Origin of the sequence: Shimia sp. CNT1-13L.2 (assembly GCF_024331145.1) — a bacterium.
In the GTDB taxonomy this organism is placed as follows: Bacteria; Pseudomonadota; Alphaproteobacteria; order Rhodobacterales; family Rhodobacteraceae; genus Shimia.
This window is the reverse complement of the sequence record NZ_JANDJO010000006.1, coordinates 137115-157527: the sequence shown is the minus strand read 5'-3', so window position 1 is coordinate 157527 and position 20413 is coordinate 137115. Positions and strand designations below refer to the sequence as shown.

The following is a 20413-nucleotide window of genomic DNA, read 5'->3' as shown; positions in this document are numbered from 1 at the left end:
GCTCCGTTCGTGGTTGTTGGTGTCGTGTGAGCCTAGGGGGGCTGCGTGACAAAACAAAGACAAAGTGGTCTGGCCTTGGAATTCTCTTTTCCAGACAGAAAATAACGGGGTGTAGCGCTGCCACAAAGAAAAAGGGCGCACCAGATTGGATGCGCCCTTTGGAAGTGATCTGGCGGGGTTTGCCTTAGGCGATGGCCTCTGCAAAGGCACCGCGGAAGGTGGCGGCCAGTTCGGCCAGAGGCGCGGACGCGCCGCCGAAGGAAACGCTGTCGCCCGAGAACTTGCCGACGCTGGACACCGGTACACCGGCCTGACCGGCGGCGATCATCAGTGCCTCGGCCTGATCGAAGTTGCAGGCCACGAGGTAACGGGCCTGATCTTCGCCGAACAGGGTGGCGGTGTCGTCGCTGTCGATCTGGACGCCGACGCCGGCCGCTTCGGCCATTTCGAAGGCGGCGAGGGCAAGGCCACCGTCGCCAAGGTCGGTGCAGGCCTTGATCATGTCACGGTTGGCGCGGATGAATTCGCCGTGCTTGCGCTCGGTTTCAAGATCCACGGCGGGGGCGTCGCCTTCCTCGCGGTTGAAGACCTCGGCAAGAAGCGCCGACTGGCCAAGGTGGCCGGTGGTTTCGCCAATGAGGAGCGCAACGTGGCCTTCGCGGGCTTCGCCGTTGATCGGCTCTTCGTCGGCGGCGATCAGGCCAACCGCGCCGATGGTCGGGGTCGGCAGGATGGCCGAGCCGTCGGTCTCGTTATAGAGCGATACGTTGCCCGACACGATGGGCATATCGAGCGCGCCCACGGCTTCGCCGATGCCTTTGATGGCGCCGACGAACTGGCCCATGATCTCGGGCTTTTCGGGGTTGCCGAAGTTCAGGTTGTCGGTGGTAGCCAGCGGCTTTGCACCAACGGCCGAGAGGTTGCGGAAGGCTTCGGCCACGGCCTGTTTGCCGCCTTCAACCGGGTTCGCCTTGACGTAGCGCGGGGTCACGTCGGAGGTGAAGGCCAGCTTCTTGTCGGTGCCGTGGACGCGGATGATGCCCGCGCCCTGACCCGGCAGGCGGGCGCTGTCGGCCATGACCATGGTGTCATACTGTTCGTAGACCCACTGTTTGCCGGCATAGTTCGGCGAGCTGATCAGGGCCTTGAGGCCGTCGATGGCGTCGATGGAGGGCACGTCGCCCAGCTCTTCTGCGGCCGGGGTTTCGACCCACGGACGATCGTATTCGGGGGCGCGACCGGACAGCGGCGACAGCGGCAGGTCGGCTTTGACCTCGCCGTTGTGCATGATCAGGAAGCGGTCTTCGGCGATGGTTTCACCGACGATGGCAAAGTCGAGGTCCCATTTTTCAAAGACGGCGCGGGCTTCGGCCTCAAGCTCGGGCTTGAGAACCATGAGCATGCGCTCCTGGCTTTCCGACAGCATCATTTCATAGGCCGTCATGTTGTCTTCGCGCTGCGGCACGTCTTCGAGGTTCAGCTTGACGCCGAGTTTGCCCTTGTCGCCCATTTCCACGGCCGAGCAGGTCAGGCCTGCGGCGCCCATGTCCTGGATCGAGATCACGGCGCCGGTCTGCATCAGTTCCAGCGTGGCTTCCATCAGGCGTTTTTCGGTGAAGGGGTCACCCACCTGAACGGTGGGGCGTTTTTCTTCGATGGTGTCGTCGAATTCCGCCGAGGCCATGGTTGCGCCGCCCACACCGTCACGGCCGGTTTTCGCGCCGAGGTACACCACGGGCATGCCGACGCCGGAGGCCGCCGAGTAGAAGATGCCGTCGGTCTTGGCGATGCCTGCCGCGAAGGCGTTGACCAGGCAGTTGCCGTTGTAGGCAGGGTGGAAACGGACTTCACCGCCGACGGTGGGAACGCCAAAGCAGTTGCCGTAACCGCCGACACCCTCAACCACACCGTTCACCAGCTGGCGGGTTTTGGGGTGTGCGGTTTCACCAAACGACAGCGAGTTCATCGCCGCGATCGGGCGGGCGCCCATGGTAAAGACATCGCGCAGGATGCCGCCAACACCGGTGGCCGCGCCCTGGTAGGGTTCGATGTAGGAGGGGTGGTTGTGGCTTTCCATCTTGAACACCACGGCGTCGCCATCGCCGATGTCGACAATGCCCGCGTTCTCGCCGGGGCCGCAGATGACTTGCGGGCCGTCGGTGGGCAGGGTGCGCAGCCATTTCTTGGAAGACTTGTACGAGCAGTGCTCGTTCCACATGGCCGAGAAGATGCCGAGCTCGGTAAAGGTGGGCTCGCGGCCGATGATCTCGAGGATCAGTTCGTATTCATCGGGCTTCAGGCCGTGAGCTTCGATGAGATCGGTGGTGATGGCCGGTTCCTGCATGTCGCGTAGATTCCCCAAGAAAACTTTGGGCGTCTCTTAAGGGAAAAGGTCAAGCGGGGAAAGGGGGCGTGTGTGGGCTGCGGCATGTTATGCAGGGGGATGGGCGTGCGGCACATCAGCCTTTCACCCTGCGGGCAAAAAAAAGGCCGAGCAATAAGCTCGGCCGAAGTCCAACAGGGAGGTATGAAGATGATGCGCAAATGTGCAATCACCGTCTTCGAGAGATGAAATAGGCGGCGGTTTGGAATCATTCAAGAAAAACAATGTCGCACCTGCAGCATGGCCGCTATGCAGCCAGTGCATGACTTAGAGTTTTCCCTGATCTCTCAATTGCTTGCGATGTGCAATGATCTCTTCCTGGACGAAGTCGCGGAAGGCCGCGATGCGCTTGGATTGGCGCAATTCCTCGGGATAGGCAAGAAACACAGGGATATCGCCAGATTCAACCTCGGGCATGACGCGCACAAGATTCGGGAAATCGTGGGTCACATAGTCGGGTAGAACACCAATGCCGAGGTCGTGCAGAACCGCCTGCAGCACGCCGAAGTAGTTGTTCACATAAAGAACCGACGGAATGTCGTGGCTGAGCAGGTTGCGTACGAAGTTGGAGCCGGAGCTGACCTGCGCGGAATTCTGGTTCTGGCAGATCAGGCGGTGATTGGTCAGATCCGAGAGCTGTTCAGGGGCAGGCCGGCCCGCAAGGTATTCGGGGGTCGCATAAAGGCGCATGTGCACGCTCATCAGGCGCTTGCGGATGAGATCGGCCTGCGAAGGTTCTTTCATGCGGATCGCCACGTCGGCCTCGCGCATGGGCAAATCGAGCACCTTTTCCTCGAGCATCAGGTCGATGTTGAGGTCGGGATACTTTTCATAGAGGTGCGGCAGGCGCGGGGCGAGCCAGAGCGTGCCGAAGCCGATGGTGGTGGTCACGCGCAATTCGCCAAAGACTTCTTCCTCGGAGTCGCGAATGCGGGCGGCGGCGGCATCCAGGCGTTTGATCATCGCGCTGGTGGCGTCGAACAGGAGTTCGCCCTGTTCGGTGAGAATCAGTCCGCGGGCATGGCGGTGAAACAGGGTGGTGTTCAGGCTTTCTTCAAGCGCGCGAACCTGCCGTGAGACGGCAGATTGCGACAAATGCAGCGTGTCACCCGCATGAGTCAGGCTGCCCGCATCGGCAACCGCATGAAAGATTCTGAGTTTGTCCCAATCCATATCCGCAACTTTCGCTTCCCTGAATCCTATCTAGGCGAAACCATCGAAAAACGGAACCGGACTTCCGGAAAATGGTGTTGGAGTGATGTAAAAATTCCTTGTTAGGTAAGAATTGATGACCTAATATTGACCTATATTGGAAGTAAGAGAAAGTCTGGCGAGGGGAGGCGCGTGATGAGTATCCAGCACGTATCACTGAATGACCGGTTTGACCTGGAGAAGTCCCAGGTTCTGTTGAATGGCACCCAAGCGCTTGTGCGTCTGATGCTGATGCAAAAGGCGCGCGATGGCGCGGCGGGGTTGAATACCGCGGGGTATGTCACGGGTTATCGCGGATCGCCGCTTGGCGCGGTCGACAGCCAGATGATGCGGGCCGAGAAGGAACTCAAGGCGGCAGACGTCCTGTTCCAGTCGGGGTTGAACGAAGACCTCGCGGCCACGGCGCTCTGGGGCTCGCAGCAGGCAGAGTTGCGCGGCGAGGGCAAATTCGACGGTGTTTTCGGGCTTTGGTACGGCAAGGGGCCGGGCGTTGATCGCACCGGTGACGTGATGCGCCACGCCAATATGGCAGGCACCGCCGCCAATGGTGGTGTGCTGATGGCGATGGGCGATGACCACACCGGCGAAAGCTCGACCGTGCTGCACCAGTCGGAATGGGCGCTGGTGGATGCCTATATGCCGGTCGTTTCTCCGGCGGGTGTTCAGGAAATTCTGGATTACGGTCTTTACGGGATCGCGCTGTCGCGGTTTGCCGGGGTCTGGGTTGGCCTCAAGACCATGAAAGATACCATCGAGGCGACCTCGGTGGTGAATGGCGATCCGCACCGCCTGTCGTTTGTGACGCCGGAATTCGACATGCCGGACGGAGGATTGAACATCCGTCTGGCCGATACGCCACATGCGCAAGAAACGCGGATGATCGATTACAAGCGGTTCGCGGCTGAGGCGTTTAGCCATGCCAACAAGATGGACAAGCGCGTCTGGGGCAAGCCTGGGGCCAAGATCGGCTTTGTTGCGGCGGGCAAGAACTGGCTCGATCTGGTACATGCGCTGTCGCTTCTGGGGATTGATGAAGACGAGGCCGAACGCCTTGGCATCACCACCTACAAGATCGGTCAGACCTTCCCGCTGGATATGAAGGGCTTCAACGATTGGGCGGAAGGCCTTGATTTGATTGTGATTGTTGAAGAAAAGCGTAAGCTGATCGAGGTCCAGATGAAAGAGGCGATCTTTGATGATCGCCGAGGCCGCCGCATCTATGGCTGGTACAAGGGCGGCGCCGGCCTGATGGGTCGCGAAGAGCTTTTCCCGACGCGCGCGGCGCTTGATCCGATCATGATCGCTGAGAAACTGGGCGAAATCCTGATCGAGGAAGGGCGTGGAACAGACGCGGTGAAGGCGGGCCTTGCCACGATCACCGAGGCCAAGCGCGCCGACAATGCCGAGGAAATCGCGACGCGTATTCCGCATTTCTGTTCGGGCTGTCCGCACAATTCGTCGACCAAACTGCCGGAGGGCAGCCGCGCCTATGCCGGGATCGGCTGTCACTACATGGTGCAGTGGATGGATCGCGAGACCACCGGTTTCACCCATATGGGCGGTGAAGGGGCCAACTGGATTGGCGAGGCGCCGTTCTCGAACCGCGATCACGTGTTCCAGAACCTTGGCGATGGCACCTACAACCACTCGGGCGTTCAGGCGATCCGCGCGGCCCTCGCCGCTGGCACCAACATCACCTACAAGATCTTGTTCAACGACGCGGTTGCGATGACCGGCGGTCAGCAGAATGATGGCGATCTGTCGCCCCAGCGCATTGCCGATGAAGTGCGTGCGATGGGTGTGCAGCATGTCGCCGTGGTCTATGACGAGAAAGAAGACATCGACCAGTCGGCCTTCCCGGCGGGCATGGAGTTTCACGAGCGTTCCGAACTGATGAGTGTTCAGAAGAAATATCGTGAAATCAAGGGTGTGTCGGTCATTGTTTACGTGCAGACCTGTGCCAATGAAAAGCGTCGCCGCCGCAAGCGCGGGGCTTTTCCCGACCCAGATCGCCGCGTGTTCATCAATACGGATGTCTGCGAAGGCTGTGGCGATTGTGGTGTTCAGTCGAACTGTATCTCGATCGAACCGGTTGAAACCGAACTGGGCCGCAAGCGCAGCATCAACCAGTCGTCCTGCAACAAAGACTTCAGCTGTCTGAACGGATTCTGCCCGTCCTTCATCACGGTGGAGGGGGCGAAGATCCGCAAGGAAGCCACCGCAAGTCTCGAGATTGCGGACCTGCCGGAGCCGAGCATCGGCAAGATCGACGGCACGCATAATGTGGTGATCACTGGTGTTGGCGGCACCGGCGTGGTGACCATCGGCGCGGTGCTGGCGCAGGCGGCGCAGATTGATGGCAAGGCCGCGGGCATGATGGAGATGGCCGGTCTGGCCCAGAAGGGTGGCGCGGTGCATATCCATTGCCGCCTGGCCGAAACGCCCGAAGACATCAGCGCGATCCGTGTTGCGACCGGGGAATGTGATGCGCTGATCGGAGGCGACCTTGTGGTGAGCGCAGGTGCCAAGACGCTTGGCCTGACTTCGACCGGGCGCACCGGTGCGGTAGTGAACAGCCACGAGATCATCACAGGCGAGTTCACGCGCGATACGGAATTCAAGTTGCCTACCAGTCGCTTGGAGGTCTCTCTTGAAGCGCGTATTCGCGACGGGCTGACCATGTTCGATGCCTCCGAACTGGCGCGGGTTGTGATGGGAGATTCCATTTTCTCGAACATGATGATCTTTGGCGCGGCCTGGCAGAAGGGCCTTTTGCCCCTGAGCCTTGAGGCGATCCGTGCGGCGATCGAGCTGAACGGGGCGGCGGTGGAACGCAACCTGCGGGCCTTTGAGGTTGGTCGTTGGGCGGTGGAACATCCGCAGGAGGCCGCCAAGATGGTGGTGCCGAATGTGGTGGCGATGCCGAAGAGCCTTGAAGAAAAGATCGCCTTCCGCGCCGATCATCTTGTCAAATACCAGGGCAAGGGGCTGGCCAAGAAGTACCGCAAGCTGGTGGACAGCATCGAGGATGCACGTCTGAAAGAGGCGGTGGCCTTGGGCTATCACAAGCTGCTGGCCTACAAGGACGAATACGAGGTGGCGCGTTTGCATCTGGAAAGCCGTGCCAAGGCCGAAGAGGTGTTCGAGGGCGATTTCAAGGTGAAATACCACCTTGCGCCGCCGCTCATGTCGAAGATGGGGCCGAATGGCCGTCCGCTGAAGACTGAATATGGCGCGGGCATGGAGCGCTGGTTCCGGATGCTGGCCAAGATGAAACGTCTTCGCGGCACGCCGCTGGATGTGTTCGGACGCACCGAGGAACGCCGGATGGAACGCGCGCTGATCAAGCAGTACGAGGGCGACATCAAGGCGGTGATCCGCGATCACGGCGCAAATGCACCGGATGCGGCTGTGGCTCTGGCGGAACTTCCGCGCCAGATCCGGGGCTTTGGTCCGGTGAAGGCCGCGAATGAGGCCAAGGCGGCAAAACGTCGTGAAGAGCTGTTGATTGCTCTCAAGACAGGCGAAGACTTGCCCAAGGCGGCGGAATAAGGCGCACCCGGCAGCAAACTGTTGCTGCCGGGTAATATGTTTGTCGCATTCGTGTCATACTGACTGGTCAGAGGCCCTGAACCTTCTTAAGACACCGGCAAACCGGAGAATGCCGCCATGAGCCGCCAAAAAGAGCAAAAACACGTCGCCCGCGAAATCAGCTATGCCCATTCCGCCAGCACCAAGAGCGGGCGGGCGATGATCCGCGTGATGGAAAACGCCACGGGCCGTATCGGGCTGATCAAACGCGCGAAGGGCTATGAGGAAGAGGTGGCCGCGGGGCGCGATTTCTGGGCGGTGATGAAGGAACGCTATGGTCTTGAGCTGGACGTGGTGGGCGGCTCTCTCGACAATATTCCCAAAGACGGCCCGCTGATCGTGATTGCCAACCATCCCTATGGCATTCTCGACGGGTTGATGCTCGGCCATATCCTGAGCGAGACGCGGGGTGATTTCCGCATTCTGGCGCACCAGGTGTTCCGCAAGGCCGAAGACCTGAACCGCATCATCCTGCCGATCTCGTTTGACGAGACCAAGGAAGCGGTGAAGCTCAATCTCAACACGCGCAAGGTCTCGCTCGACTATCTCAAGGCGGGGGGCGCGATCGGGATTTTTCCGGGTGGGACGGTGTCGACGGCAGAGAAACCCTTTGGCAAGCCGCTTGATCCGGGCTGGCGCGGGTTTACGGCGCGGATGGTGGCGAAATCGGACGCCACGGTTGTGCCGATCTTCTTTGACGGCACCACCAGCCGCCTGTTCCAGGTGGCCAGCCACCTGCATTACACGCTGCGCATGGGCTTTTTGATCCGCGAGTTCAAGAAACGCGTCGATACGCCGGTGCGGGTGGTGATCGGCAATCCGATCGCGCAGGATCTGATCCGTGGAAAGGCCAAGGACACCAAGGCGTTGATGGATTTCCTGCGGATGCAGACCTATGCGCTGTCACCGACGCCGATCCCGGCCAATGGCTATGGGTTCGAGTTCGAGGACAAGTACCGCGCCTGACAGCTGAGTGCTTCGAGTTCCGCAGGTAAAATCGCCCAGTTCGTCGGAAACGGGGGATTTGCTGTCGGGGGTGAAAGGCCTTATGGACTTCCAGAAGCGGCAAATCTATCTTCGGGCCAAGGAACCGGCCCTGATTTTGCGGGTGAGTCCGCCGGGCGGCAAGGGCTGGTACAGCATCGAGGCGACAAGACAATGGCAGTAGGGATTTTCGACAGTGGCCTTGGCGGGCTGACGGTTCTGGACGCGGTGACCAAGCGGTTGCCGGATGTGCCCTTCGTCTATTTCGGTGACAATTCGCACGCGCCTTATGGCGTGCGGGATGCCGATGATGTCTATAACCTGACCACCGCCGCGGTTGAGCGGATGTGGGAGGCGGGCTGTGATCTCGTGATCCTTGCCTGTAACACCGCCAGTGCGGCGGCGTTGCGGCGGATGCAGGAGAGCTGGATTCCCAGCGACAAGCGGGTGCTTGGGGTGTTTGTGCCGCTGATCGAGGCGCTGACCGAACGCAGCTGGGGCGACAACTCGCCGCCGCGCGAGGTCGAGGTCAAGCATGTGGCGCTTTTTGCGACGCCGGCCACCGTGGCGAGCCGTGCCTTCCAGCGCGAGCTGGCGTTCCGCGCGATTGGTGTGGATGTCGAGGCGCAGGCCTGTGGCGGGGTGGTGGATGCCATCGAGGATGGTGACATGATCCTTGCCGAGGCGCTGGTGCGCAGCCATGTGGACGCCTTGCAGCGCAAGATGCCCGATCCGCAGGCGGCGATCCTTGGGTGTACCCATTATCCGCTGATGCACGACACGTTCCAGGACGCCTTGGGGCAGGATGTGAAGGTCTATAGCCAGGCCAATCTGGTGGCAGAGTCGCTCGCCGATTACCTGCAGCGCCATCCCAAGATGATTGGGGAGGGGACGGACTCGATGTTCCTGACAACCGGTGATCCGGCCAAGGTGTCGAACCGGGCAACTCAGTTTCTCCGACGAAAAATCACCTTCCAGAAGGCGTGACAAAACGCGCCTCTCGCATTTCCCAAGTCCAAGAACTACATTTCGCCCCGAAGAGGGGCTGCGCGCACATGAGCGTGCCTGAGAAAGGAAGAGGTCCGAAATGACCCACAAGATCGCTATTCTGGGAGCCAGCGGATACACCGGTGCCGAGCTGGTCCGGCTGATTGCCACCCATCCGAACATGGATATCGTTGCCCTGTCGGCCGACCGTAAGGCCGGCATGGAGATGGCGGCCGTGTTCCCGCATCTGCGTCACCTTGATCTGCCAACCCTTTGCAAGATCGACGAAATCGACTTTGACGCGGTGGACCTGTGTTTCTGTGCTTTGCCGCATGCCACCAGCCAGAAGGTCATCAAGGCGCTGCCCGGCAACGTCAAGGTTGTCGACCTGTCGGCGGACTTCCGTATCCGTGATCCGGAGGAATACGCCAAGTGGTATGGCGGTGAGCATGATGCCATCGAATTGCAGAAAGAGGCGGTCTATGGCCTGACTGAATTCTACCGCGACGAGATCAAGGATGCGCGTCTGGTGGCGGGCACGGGCTGTAACGCGGCGACCGGGCAGTACATCCTGCGGCCGCTGATTTCGGCCGGGGTAATTGACTTTGATCATATCATCCTCGACCTCAAGTGTGGTGTATCGGGCGCGGGCCGGTCGTTGAAGGAGAACCTGCTGCATGCCGAGTTGAGCGAGGGCTACCATGCCTATGCCATCGGCGGCACGCATCGTCACCTTGGCGAATTCGACCAGGAGTTCAGCCTGCTGGCTGGTCGGGATGTGCGGATCCAGTTCACGCCGCATCTTGTTCCGGCGAACCGCGGTATCCTGGCGACGGCCTATGTGCATGGGGATGCGCAGGCAGTTCACGACACCCTGGCCGCGGCCTATGCCGACGAGCCCTTTGTCGAAGTCTTGCCGCTGGGTGAAGCCCCGAGCACGAAACATGTGCGGGCCTCGAACTTCTGCCATCTTGGCGTTGTCGCGGACCGGATCGAAGGGCGCGCGATCGTGGTCGCGGCGCTTGACAACCTGACCAAAGGCTCGAGCGGGCAGGCCTTGCAAAACGCGAACCTGATGCTCGGCGAAGAGGAGACGACGGGTCTGATGCTGGCACCGGTCTTCCCGTAAGGAAACGGACCCGAAAGGGATTGAAAATGAAGAACCTGAAGAAGAAACGTCGTGTCCAGGTGATCCTGGTGGCTTTCCTGGCCCTGGCGATATCGACTGCGCTGATCGGCTATGCGATGCGCGACGGGATCAACTTTTTCCGCTCGCCCAGCCAGGTGGCGGAAGAACCGCCCCAGCCGAACGAGGTGTTCCGGATTGGTGGTCTGGTCGAAGATGGCACGCTGGTGCGTGGCGAAGGCGAGACAGTGCGTTTCAGCGTGACCGATGGCGGTGCGTCGATCCCGGTTGAGTACACGGGCGTGTTGCCTGACCTGTTCGAAGAGAACCAGGGCATGGTGGGTACCGGCAGCTATGTCAACGGGGTGTTCGTGGCCAAGGAGATCCTTGCCAAACACGACGAGACCTACATGCCGAAAGAGGTTGTGGACGCGCTGAAAGAGCAGGGCGTTTACCAGGAGCCCGAGAGCTAAGCCTTTCGCATCGCTTTGAAATTCTGCACCCCGTGGCGCCAGGCTGCGGGGTGTTTTCGTTGTGGCGTACGGTGGGGTGAGGCGGCGTTAGGGGCGGTGTGGCAGCCTTTTGGCCTGGAGGTGGGCCATGTTGGATGTGACGGCGATAGCGCGTGAAATTCTGGAACGGGAAGGCGGGTATGTGAACGATCCCGATGATCCGGGCGGGGTCACGAAATACGGGGTGACGGTGCATACCATGCGTCGGCTTGGACTGGATCTGGATGGGGACGGCGATGTTGATGCGCGCGATGTGCAGCGTTTGAGCGTGGAGCAGGCCGAGGATATTTTCCTTGAGCATTACTTTCACGGTCCGGGCATTGCCAAGCTTCCTCCGGTGCTCTGGGCCGGGGTGTTCGACATGTATGTTAACGCGGGCAGCAATGCGGTGAAGATATTGCAGCGGCTGTTGGGCGAGATGGGCTGGCCCGTGTCTGTGGATGGGGTGATCGGGCCGGTGACGCTGCGGGCGGCGGCAGAGGCGGCAGCTGCGGCGCCGGACCACATCGCCGATGCCTATGCGGTGGCGCGGCGTAGTTACTATTTCCGACTGGCAGACCGTCGACCTGCCTCGCGTAAATACGCGCGGACGCGGGCTGGCGGCAAGGGCGGGTGGATCAAACGCGCCGAGGATTTCATGGCACAGCGGTACCGGATGAGTGACGCGGCCTTTCAGAAGAGGGTGGCGGCATGGGGTTGATCGCGCGGATTTTCGGAGTGTTGTTCGGCGGGGATCGCAACGTGGTGCGCGAGACGGTCGAGGTGTTTCGCGAAAACGCCGAGGCGGGGGCCGAGCGTGGCGTGCATGTGCAACTGGCGGCGATGGCGGCACAAAGCGCCGAGTTTCGCCAGACCGGTCGGTCGCGGTTTGACCGGATCATGGATGCGGTGAACCGCCTGCCGCGCCCGATGATGGCGCTTGGCTGTCTTGGGCTTCTGGGGGCGGCGATGGTTGACCCGGTCTGGTTCAGCGCGCGGATGGCGGGAATCGCCCTCGTGCCCGAGCCGCTTTGGTGGCTTTTGGGGGTGATCGTCAGCTTCTATTTCGGGGCGCGACATCAGGCCAAGGGGCAGGCGTTCCAGGCGTCGATTGCCGAGACCATCGCACGGGTGCCGGGCGTGGTGGAAAATATCAAACAAATTAGGATATTGGACGAAGAGTCTGTGCCAGATGACGGGAACCCGGTGCTGGCGGACTGGCGGAAAAATCAGCGTCGCTAGCGCAGAAAAGTGAAGAGGTATTTGACTTAAAGCATTTGCCCCCGCGTGCGCGCGAACTATACATCAGCGCATGATTACAGAGCTTGGCCACTTCGCCCTTATCCTCGCCGCCCTCACCGCACTGGTGCAGGCGGTGGTTCCGTTGATTGGTGCCTATAAACGCTGGCCCGGCTGGATGGCCGTCGCCGAGCCGGCCGCAGGCATGCAATTCCTTCTCACGGCTTTCTCGTTTCTCGCGCTGACCTATGCCTTCGTGGTCTCGGACTTCTCGGTGCAGCTTGTGGTGAACAACTCGCACTCGCTCAAGCCGATGCTCTACAAGGTGTCGGGCGTCTGGGGGAACCACGAGGGATCAATGCTCTTGTGGGTGCTGATCCTGACGATCTTTGGCGCGACGCTGGCCTGGCGCGGGGGCAACCTACCGCCGACGCTTCGGGCGCGGGCGCTGGCGGTTCAGAGCTGGGTGGCGCTGGCGTTCTTCGCCTTCATCCTGTTCACCTCGAACCCGTTCCTGCGCATCGGGATGCCGCCCTGGGACGGGCGTGACCTGAACCCGCTGCTGCAAGACCCCGGTCTCGCCTTCCACCCGCCATTCCTGTACCTCGGCTATGTCGGCCTTTCGATGGCCTTCAGCTTTGCCGTTGCCGCCCTGATGGAAGGGCGCGTTGATGCGGCATGGGGCCGTTGGGTGCGCCCCTGGACGCTGGCGGCATGGGTGTTCCTGACCATCGGGATCGCGCTTGGCTCGTGGTGGGCCTATTACGAACTGGGCTGGGGCGGTTTCTGGTTCTGGGATCCGGTTGAGAACGCCTCCTTCATGCCGTGGTTGCTGGCGGCGGCGCTGCTGCACTCGGCGATCGTGGTGGAAAAGCGCGAGGCGCTGAAAAGCTGGACCATCCTGCTGGCGATCCTTGCCTTTGGCTTCTCGCTGATCGGGACGTTCATCGTGCGCTCGGGCGTGATCACCTCGGTGCACGCCTTTGCCAATGACCCCGAGCGGGGTGTGTTCATTCTTGCCATTCTTGCGGTGTTCATGGGCGGGGCGCTGACCCTGTTTGCCGCCCGCGCAAGCGCGATGGAGGCCAAGGGCATTTTCGGCATGGTCAGCCGCGAAAGTGTGCTGGTGCTGAACAACGTGCTGCTGGCGGTGGCCTGTTTCGTGGTCTTCATCGGTACGATCTGGCCGCTGGTGTCCGAGATGTTCTTTGCCCGCAAACTTTCGGTTGGGGCGCCGTTCTTCAACATGGCCTTCACGCCCTTCATGGTGGTGCTTGGGATCATCCTGCCCGTGGGCGCGATGCTGCCGTGGAAGCGGGCCAACGTGGTGCGCGCGGCGAAACCGCTGGTTCCGGCGTTTATCCTTGCCGTGGCGATTGCCGGGCTTGCCTGGTCGATGCAGACGGAAAAGTCGCTTCTGGGGCCGGTTGGCCTGTTCCTTGGGGCGTGGCTTGTGTTTGGCGCCTTGGTGGATGTCTATTCGCGCACCGGGCGCGGGGGCTTTGGCCAACGTCTTGGCCGCCTGAGCCGCTTGCCGCGTGCCGATTGGGGCAAGACCATCGCGCATGGCGGTCTGGGTATCACCATGCTGGGCATTGCCGGTCTGATGGCCTGGGAGATCGAGGACATTCGCGTGGCCTATAAGGGGCAGTCCTTTGAGGTTGGTGCCTATGAGTTCACGCTGGACGATGTGCGCGAGGTGGCGGGGCCGAACTATACCTCGACCATGGGGGATGTGACGGTGCGCCGGAATGGCGAGTTCGTGGCGCTGGTGAACCCGGAAAAGCGGGTCTATCCGGTGCAGGCGATGCCGACCACCGAAGCGGCCATCGACTACCGTATCCTGCGTGACGTCTATGTGGTGATCGGGGATGCGCAGAACGATGGCGGCTATACCATGCGCGTCTATATCAAGCCGCTGACCAACTGGATCTGGATGGGCTGTTTCCTGATGTCGCTTGGTGGCGTGGTGAGCCTGTCTGACCGCCGCTATCGTGTGGCCGCAGGTGCGCGCAAGGCCCCGAATGCAGGAGTACCGGCAGAATGAAACGTCTTCTGATGATCCTGATGCTGGTTGCGGCGCCCGTCTGGGCGGTGCAGCCGGATGAGATCCTTGATGATCCGGCGCTGGAATCGCGGGCGCGGGAATTGTCGAAGGACCTGCGCTGTCTTGTGTGCCGCAACGAGAGCATCGACGACTCGAACGCCGAACTGGCGCGTGACCTGCGGTTGCTGGTGCGCGAACGTCTTGTGGCGGGGGACAGTGACGATGAGGCGATCAGCTTTATCGTGGATCGTTACGGCGAATACGTGTTGCTGAACCCCAAGACCAGCGGATCGAACCTTGTTCTGTGGCTGGCCGGGCCGGCGATGCTGCTGATCTCGCTGGGCGTGGCGCTGGTCTACCTGCGGCGGCGGTCTTCCGCGCCGAAGGTGGCGGATGCCGGCCTCAGCGCGGAAGAGGAAGCGCGGCTCAAGGAAATCCTGAAGGATTGAGCAGGGGCGCAAGACGTAAGAGAAAACCCGGCGGAGACGCCGGGTTTTTTGTTTGGATTGGAGTGAAACTTACCCTTGCCATCTGGATGCCGCGGCAGGGGAAGAATATTTGTGACGTGGGGTTTGCCTTTCCCCGCGTCATGCATAGGTTAAGCTGCGTCGCAGCAGAGGATGGAGACAAACGCCATGGACTATCAAACCCTTACCTATGACGCGTCGGATGGGATCGCTGTCGTGACGTTGAACCGTCCTGACGTTATGAATGCTTTTTCCAGTCAGATGCGGGCCGAGGTGGCACATGCGGTGATCGAAGCGGGCAAGGCTGCGCGGGTGGTTGTTCTGACCGGGGCCGGGCGGGCGTTTTGCTCGGGGCAGGATCTTGGGGACGGTGCCAGCGCCGAGAGCCTGGATCTGGAACGGACGCTGCGCGATGAATATGCGCCGATGCTGCGTGCCATCCGCGATTGTCCGGTGCCGGTGATTGCGGCGGTGAACGGCGCGGCGGCCGGGGCAGGGGCGAACCTTGCGCTGGCGGCGGACGTGGTGATCGCGGCCGAGAGTGCCTATTTCCTTCAGGCGTTTTCGCGGATTGGTCTGATCCCGGATGCCGGTGGCACCTATGTATTGCCGCGGCTCGTGGGCAATGCGCGGGCGATGGGGGCCTCCCTGTTTGCCGACAAGATCACCGCGCGGCAGGCGGAAAGCTGGGGCATGATCTGGGAAGTGGCCCCGGACGCAGAGTTCGAGGCCACCTGGAAGGCGCGGGCGGCGCATCTGGCCAAGGGGCCGACGCAGGCCTATCGCCATATCAAGGCAGCGCTTCAGGCCTCGCCGGAAAACGATTTCGAAGAGCAGATCGCGCTGGAAGCCCGGTTGCAGGGCAAATGCGGCAAGACCCGCGATTTCAAGGAAGGCGTCGTGGCCTTCCTTGACAAGCGACCGGCAAGCTACGAAGGGCGTTAACCCGCCGAACGGGCTTTCAGCCTTTGAAACAGGGCCAATGCCTCGGGCGTTGGCCTTTGTTCTATGCGGCGATAGACCCGGCCGTCGATCGTGCGTTCTGCCAGCTTGTGATCGATGAGAGAGCGGCGCAAAAGCACGTGGTCGTCAAAGGCCATGCCCTCTTGCAGGATGGCGTTGACTTCTTTCTCGGTCAGGTCGCGATGTGCCGGCAAGCGCGCCCAGAAGGGCCAGAGGCACAAACCTTGCACCTTGGTCTGCTTGGGCCACCGCGCCATTTTGCCTTTTCCGTCGAAGACCCGCATCGCCCTTTTCAGGGCAAGTTCATCTAGCTGCGATGGTGTTTCGGCCTTGAGGTGCTGGTGGTTGCGATAGCCCGCGGCCTTGGCAATCAGGGCCAGCATCGCGGCCTGACCGGGGGTGGCGGGCTGATCGTCAAGCGACTTGCGCAGGGATTTGGAGAAGGCCGAGACATCGGCAATGAACAGGGGTGTCAGCTGTTGTGACATGGAACCATCCTCTGAGTGTTCCGTGCATCCCGGATCGGGGTCGATGGCCGCCCTTGTCGACGGCACGGTCAGAACATGCTGTCGGTCTTGATACTGGCAGGTTTAGCGAAGTCTTGCGACCGGCGGCGCCTGGGTGAACTGCGGACCCTGTGCATGAGCTAGCGCGATTCGGGCGGGCAGTACCAGTGCCAAGAAAAACGCGCCCGCAGAAGAGGCGGGCGCGTTGTTTTTAGGTTTCAATGGAACGTGGATCAGACCGCGCTGGCCACCGAGACGTTTGCCAGAACCTTGGTCGCGTCGGCGTTTTCGACTCTCAGGACGGTTTTGCCATCCAGCAGCACGTTGGTGTGATCGCCATCCTGAGCGGTCGTGACAACGGGGGCAGGGCCCTGGTACAGAACCACGATTTCTTCGCCCGCGTCCTCGTCATAGTCGGTGATGGTGCCCACATCGGAGCCATCGAAGTGATCGTCGTAGATGGTGAAGAGGTCTTCACCTTCGCCACCGGATGCTACGTCACCCATACCCAGCAGCAGAAGGTCTTCGCCTTCGCCACCTTCCATCGTGTCCGCACCGCTGCTGTCTTCGGACAGGTCAAGGATCAGGTCACCGATGGTGTTGATGTCGCCGGTTTCAAAGAGCTGGATCAGGTCGTCGACGTTGATGTCGCGGTTCAGGAAGTCGGCGCCAAGCAGAACATCGTCACCTTCACCGCCCTGCATGAGGTCGGAGCCGCCTTCGCCGATCAGTTCGTCATCGCCAAGGCCGCCAATCAGGGTGTCGTCGCCGTCGCCGCCTGCAAGGCCGTCGATTCCGTCACCGCCGTCCATGCTGTCGTCGCCCGCGCCACCAGCCAGGGCGTCGGAATCTTCGCCGCCAAGCAGGGTATCGTTGCCGCCTTTTCCGGAGAGGGCGTCGTTGCCCGCGCCACCGGAAAGCAGGTCACTACCGGAGTTGCCCACCAGGAAGTCGCTGTCAGCGCCGCCTTCCAGAGTGTCATCGCCCTTGCCGCCGGTGAGATAGTCGGCGCCTTCATCACCTTGAACGAGGTCGTCACCGTCCTGGCCAAAGAGCCAGTCAACACCAACGCCACCAGAGAGGGTATCGTCGCCCGCGCCGCCAAGGCCAGTGTCATCGCCAAAGCCGCCGCTGAGGATGTCATTGCCGTCGCCACCATCCATCAGATCCTGGCCGGACCAGCCACGCAGGTCATCGTCGCCAGCGCCGCCGCCAAGAACATCATCGCCGCCGGCACCGATCAGAAGATCAAGGCCGTCATCGCCGGTCAGTTCGTCGTCGTCGTCGCCACCCTTCTGGACGTTGTATTCGGGATCATCGTCCTCGTCGGAGGGATTGGAGTCATCATCATCACCAATCTCGGTGATGGCCCAGCCAAGGACCGCAATCCCAAGAAGGGAAGCAAGAATGAGCATGACACGTACTCCCGAAACCACAATATTGCCTCAATTTCTCCTTGAATCAGGAAAAAGTCAAATAATTCAGTGTATTGTGTGGGATTGGAAAACAGTTAACGGCGAAACCTCGATACCGTTTCCGAAATGGTTAACAATAAATGAAAAACGCGCCCGCGGCTTGGCCGGGGCGCGTTTTGCAAGGTTTGAGAGAATCGCCTTTAGCGGGTCTCGATGTCAGTGTAGTCGCGCAGGGTGTCGCCAAGGTACAGCTGACGCGGACGGCCGATCTTGTGCGCCGGATCCGACAGCTGTTCCTTCCACTGCGAAATCCAGCCGACGGTGCGCGACAGCGCGAAGATCGGGGTAAACATCGAGGTCGGGAAACCCATCGCTTCGAGAATGATGCCCGAGTAGAAGTCGACGTTCGGGAACAGTTTCTTCTCGGCAAAGTAGGGATCTGCCAGAGCCTGTTTTTCCAGTTCCTTGGCGGTTGCCAGGATCGGGTTGTTTTCCACGCCCAGAAGATCAAGCACTTCGTCGGCCGACTGTTTCATCACGGTCGCGCGCGGGTCGAAGTTCTTGTAGACGCGGTGGCCAAAGCCCATCAGGCGGAACGGATCGTTCTTGTCCTTGGCGCGGGCGATGAACTCGGGAATGCGATCCGGCGAGCCGATTTCCTTGAGCATCTCGAGGCATGCCTGGTTTGCACCACCGTGGGCCGGACCCCACAGACATGCGATGCCGGCTGCGATACAGGCGAACGGGTTGGCGCCCGAGGACGAGGCGAGACGCACGGTCGAGGTCGAGGCGTTCTGCTCGTGGTCGGCGTGCAGGGTGAAGATGCGGTCCATGGCGCGGGCCAGGATCGGGTTCACCTGGTACTCTTCGGCCGGAACCGAGAAGCACATGTGCAGGAAGTTCGACGCGTAGTCGAGATCGTTGCGCGGATACACGAAGGGTTGGCCGATCGAGTACTTGTAGGCCATCGCGGCGATTGTCGGCATCTTCGCGATCAGACGGTGCGATGCGATTTCACGCTGGGTCGGATCCGAGATGTCGGTCGAGTCGTGATAGAAGGCCGACATCGCACCGATCACGCCCACCATGGTGGCCATCGGGTGCGCGTCACGACGGAAGCCACGGAAGAAGTTGTGCATCTGCTCGTGGATCATGGTGTGACGGGTGATGGTGGTCTCGAACTCTTCGAGCTCGGATGCCGACGGCAGGTAACCGTAAAGCAGCAGGAAGCAGACTTCGAGGTAGTGCGATTTGCCAGCCAGTTGGTCGATCGGATACCCGCGGTGCAGCAGTTCGCCTTTGTCACCGTCAATATAGGTGATGGTCGAGTCGCAGGATGCGGTCGAGGTGAAGCCGGGATCATAGGTGAAGACGCCCGCCTGGCCGTAAAGCTTGCGGATGTCCAGAACGTCCGGACCCGCCGTCGGCGAATAGATCGGCAATTCGTAGGTCTTGTCGTCAATCGTCAGTGTTGCGGTCTTTTGGGTATCAGACATTCGTGGTCCCTTCCTCGTCGTTTCTGCAGGGCAGGTCCCCGCAGGCGTTTAAACAGTCGGTTTGGCGCAGGTTCTCAGGCGTCCTGTGCCTCCGGCTCAAATTCTGCTGCTTCCTCCAGGCGGGCGATGGTTTCATCGCGTCCCAGAACAAGCATCATATCGAATACGCTGGGTGTCACCGCGCGCCCCGCAAGCGCAGCCCGGAGGGGGCCAGCCATCTTGCCGAACTTGATTTCCTTCGCTTCCGCGTAAGAGTTGGTGACAGCCTCCAATCCGTCTCGGGTCCAGCTAACATTTTGCAACTGCGGCGTCAATTCTTTCAGTATACCACGGGATACAATATCAAGGTTCTTTTGTGCCTTGGCATCCGGCTGCAAGGGGCGGTCCGCCAAAACAAAGTAAGCCTTTTCAATGAGTTCAGGGAAAGTTTTGGCGCGATCTTTCAGGCAATACATTGCCCGCGACATACCGTCCTTTTTACTTTCCGTGAGGGCAGGCGCCTCGGCGGCGGCGAGGTAACCCTCAAGTTCTTGCAGCAGCGCAGCGTCATCGCTAACAGCGATGTGCTGTCCGCAGAGGTTTTCGAGCTTCTTGGTGTCGAAACGGGCCGGGCTTTTGCCGATTCCACCGAAATCGAACCACTCCTGGGCCTGGGCATCGGTAAAGAATTCGTCGTCACCGTGGCTCCAGCCCAGACGGGCAAGGTAATTGCGCATCCCGGCTGCCGGATAGCCCATCGCCTGGTATTCCTGTGCGCCCAATGCGCCGTGGCGTTTCGAGAGCTTCTTGCCGTCCGCACCATGGATCAGCGGGATATGCGCCCAGACCGGAACATCCCAGCCCATGGCCTCGTAGATCATCATCTGACGGGCGGCGTTGTTGAGGTGATCGTCACCGCGGATCACGTGGGTCACGCCCATATCGTGATCGTCCACGACAACGGCCAGCATATAGACCGGCGTGCCATCCGAGCGCAGCAGGATCATATCGTCGAGCTGATCGTTGCGGATGGTCACGTCGCCCTGAACCTGATCGCGGATCACGGTTTCGCCGTCTTGCGGGGCCTTGATGCGGATCACGTAGGGCGCATCGGGATGGGTGGCGGCATCGGCATCACGCCAGGGGCTGCGATAGAGGGTTGATTTGCCTTCGGCGCGCGCGGCGTCACGGAAGGCTGCGATCTCGTCCTGGGTGGCGAAACACTTGTAAGCCTTGCCCTCGGCCAGAAGCTGCAGTGCCACTTCGGCGTGGCGGGCGGCGCCTTCGAACTGGCTGACCACCTCACCGTCGTGGTCAAGGCCAAGCCATTCCATGCCTTGCAGGATGGCGGCGGTCGCTTCGGGGGTCGAGCGTTCGCGATCGGTATCTTCGATACGCAGCAGGAACTTGCCGCCGCGGCCACGGGCAAACAGCCAGTTGAACAGCGCCGTGCGGGCGCCACCGATGTGAAGGAAGCCGGTGGGCGAAGGGGCGAAGCGGGTGACGACCTGGCCTGACATGGGGGAT

Annotated in this window: 16 protein-coding genes; 10 read left to right on the top strand and 6 right to left on the bottom strand. The window is 61.0% G+C overall.

The annotated features are described in order from the left end of the window. Positions 1–184: 184 nt before the first annotated feature. Both purL and NNA36_RS14245 read right to left on the bottom strand, forming a co-directional pair. Positions 185–2344 (bottom strand): phosphoribosylformylglycinamidine synthase subunit PurL, encoded by a 2160-nt coding sequence (purL, locus tag NNA36_RS14250; protein ID WP_255108152.1) that lies wholly within the window; start codon positions 2342–2344, stop codon positions 185–187. Positions 2345–2650: 306 nt separating this feature from the next. Beyond that, the gene (locus NNA36_RS14245) at positions 2651–3556 is read right to left on the bottom strand and encodes a LysR family transcriptional regulator (RefSeq protein ID WP_255108150.1); all 906 of its coding nucleotides are present in this window, start codon (positions 3554–3556) and stop codon (positions 2651–2653) included. Positions 3557–3730: 174 nt separating this feature from the next. Here NNA36_RS14245 and NNA36_RS14240 point away from each other — a divergent pair, with 174 nt between their 5' ends. From NNA36_RS14240 to NNA36_RS14195, 10 genes are all read left to right on the top strand, one after another. Beyond that, positions 3731–7147 (top strand): indolepyruvate ferredoxin oxidoreductase family protein, encoded by a 3417-nt coding sequence (locus NNA36_RS14240; protein ID WP_255108148.1) that lies wholly within the window; start codon positions 3731–3733, stop codon positions 7145–7147. 117 nt (positions 7148–7264) lie between these two features. Next, a complete protein-coding gene (locus NNA36_RS14235; protein WP_255108146.1) occupies positions 7265–8152 on the top strand; it encodes a lysophospholipid acyltransferase family protein in 888 nt (295 codons plus the stop codon). Between the two features lie 192 nt (positions 8153–8344). After that, on the top strand, positions 8345–9157 hold the full coding sequence (gene murI, locus NNA36_RS14230) for a glutamate racemase (RefSeq protein ID WP_255108143.1): 813 nt from the start codon (positions 8345–8347) through the stop codon (positions 9155–9157). A gap of 100 nt (positions 9158–9257) precedes the next feature. After that, positions 9258–10286, top strand: a complete 1029-nt coding sequence (argC, locus tag NNA36_RS14225) for an N-acetyl-gamma-glutamyl-phosphate reductase (protein ID WP_255108140.1) — start codon at positions 9258–9260, stop codon at positions 10284–10286. A 26-nt stretch (positions 10287–10312) separates the two neighbouring features. After that, the gene (gene ccmE / locus NNA36_RS14220) at positions 10313–10756 is read left to right on the top strand and encodes a cytochrome c maturation protein CcmE (RefSeq protein ID WP_255108137.1); all 444 of its coding nucleotides are present in this window, start codon (positions 10313–10315) and stop codon (positions 10754–10756) included. Between the two features lie 127 nt (positions 10757–10883). Continuing rightward, positions 10884–11495 (top strand): holin-associated N-acetylmuramidase, encoded by a 612-nt coding sequence (locus NNA36_RS14215; protein WP_255108135.1) that lies wholly within the window; start codon positions 10884–10886, stop codon positions 11493–11495. Then, complete coding sequence (locus tag NNA36_RS14210; protein ID WP_255108132.1) at positions 11486–12016, top strand: holin family protein; 531 nt, start codon at positions 11486–11488, stop codon at positions 12014–12016. The genes NNA36_RS14215 and NNA36_RS14210 overlap by 10 nt, the downstream gene beginning before the upstream one ends. Positions 12017–12086: 70 nt before the next feature. Next, the gene (locus NNA36_RS14205) at positions 12087–14060 is read left to right on the top strand and encodes a heme lyase CcmF/NrfE family subunit (RefSeq protein WP_255108130.1); all 1974 of its coding nucleotides are present in this window, start codon (positions 12087–12089) and stop codon (positions 14058–14060) included. After that, complete coding sequence (locus NNA36_RS14200; RefSeq protein ID WP_255108128.1) at positions 14057–14509, top strand: cytochrome c-type biogenesis protein; 453 nt, start codon at positions 14057–14059, stop codon at positions 14507–14509. The genes NNA36_RS14205 and NNA36_RS14200 overlap by 4 nt, the downstream gene beginning before the upstream one ends. A 186-nt stretch (positions 14510–14695) precedes the next feature. Then, a complete protein-coding gene (locus NNA36_RS14195) occupies positions 14696–15472 on the top strand; it encodes an enoyl-CoA hydratase-related protein (RefSeq protein WP_255108126.1) in 777 nt (258 codons plus the stop codon). Here NNA36_RS14195 and NNA36_RS14190 read toward each other — a convergent pair. The 4 genes from NNA36_RS14190 to gltX form a co-directional block, all read right to left on the bottom strand. Beyond that, the gene (locus tag NNA36_RS14190; RefSeq protein ID WP_255108124.1) at positions 15469–15978 is read right to left on the bottom strand and encodes a DUF2087 domain-containing protein; all 510 of its coding nucleotides are present in this window, start codon (positions 15976–15978) and stop codon (positions 15469–15471) included. The genes NNA36_RS14195 and NNA36_RS14190 overlap by 4 nt on opposite strands. A 251-nt stretch (positions 15979–16229) precedes the next feature. Next, the gene (locus tag NNA36_RS14185) at positions 16230–17411 is read right to left on the bottom strand and encodes a calcium-binding protein (protein WP_255108123.1); all 1182 of its coding nucleotides are present in this window, start codon (positions 17409–17411) and stop codon (positions 16230–16232) included. A 200-nt stretch (positions 17412–17611) separates the two neighbouring features. Then, positions 17612–18907, bottom strand: coding sequence for a citrate synthase (gene gltA / locus NNA36_RS14180; protein ID WP_255108121.1), 1296 nt, complete (start codon positions 18905–18907; stop codon positions 17612–17614). A 74-nt stretch (positions 18908–18981) separates the two neighbouring features. After that, positions 18982–20406, bottom strand: a complete 1425-nt coding sequence (gene gltX / locus NNA36_RS14175; RefSeq protein WP_255108119.1) for a glutamate--tRNA ligase — start codon at positions 20404–20406, stop codon at positions 18982–18984. Positions 20407–20413 lie beyond the last annotated feature (7 nt).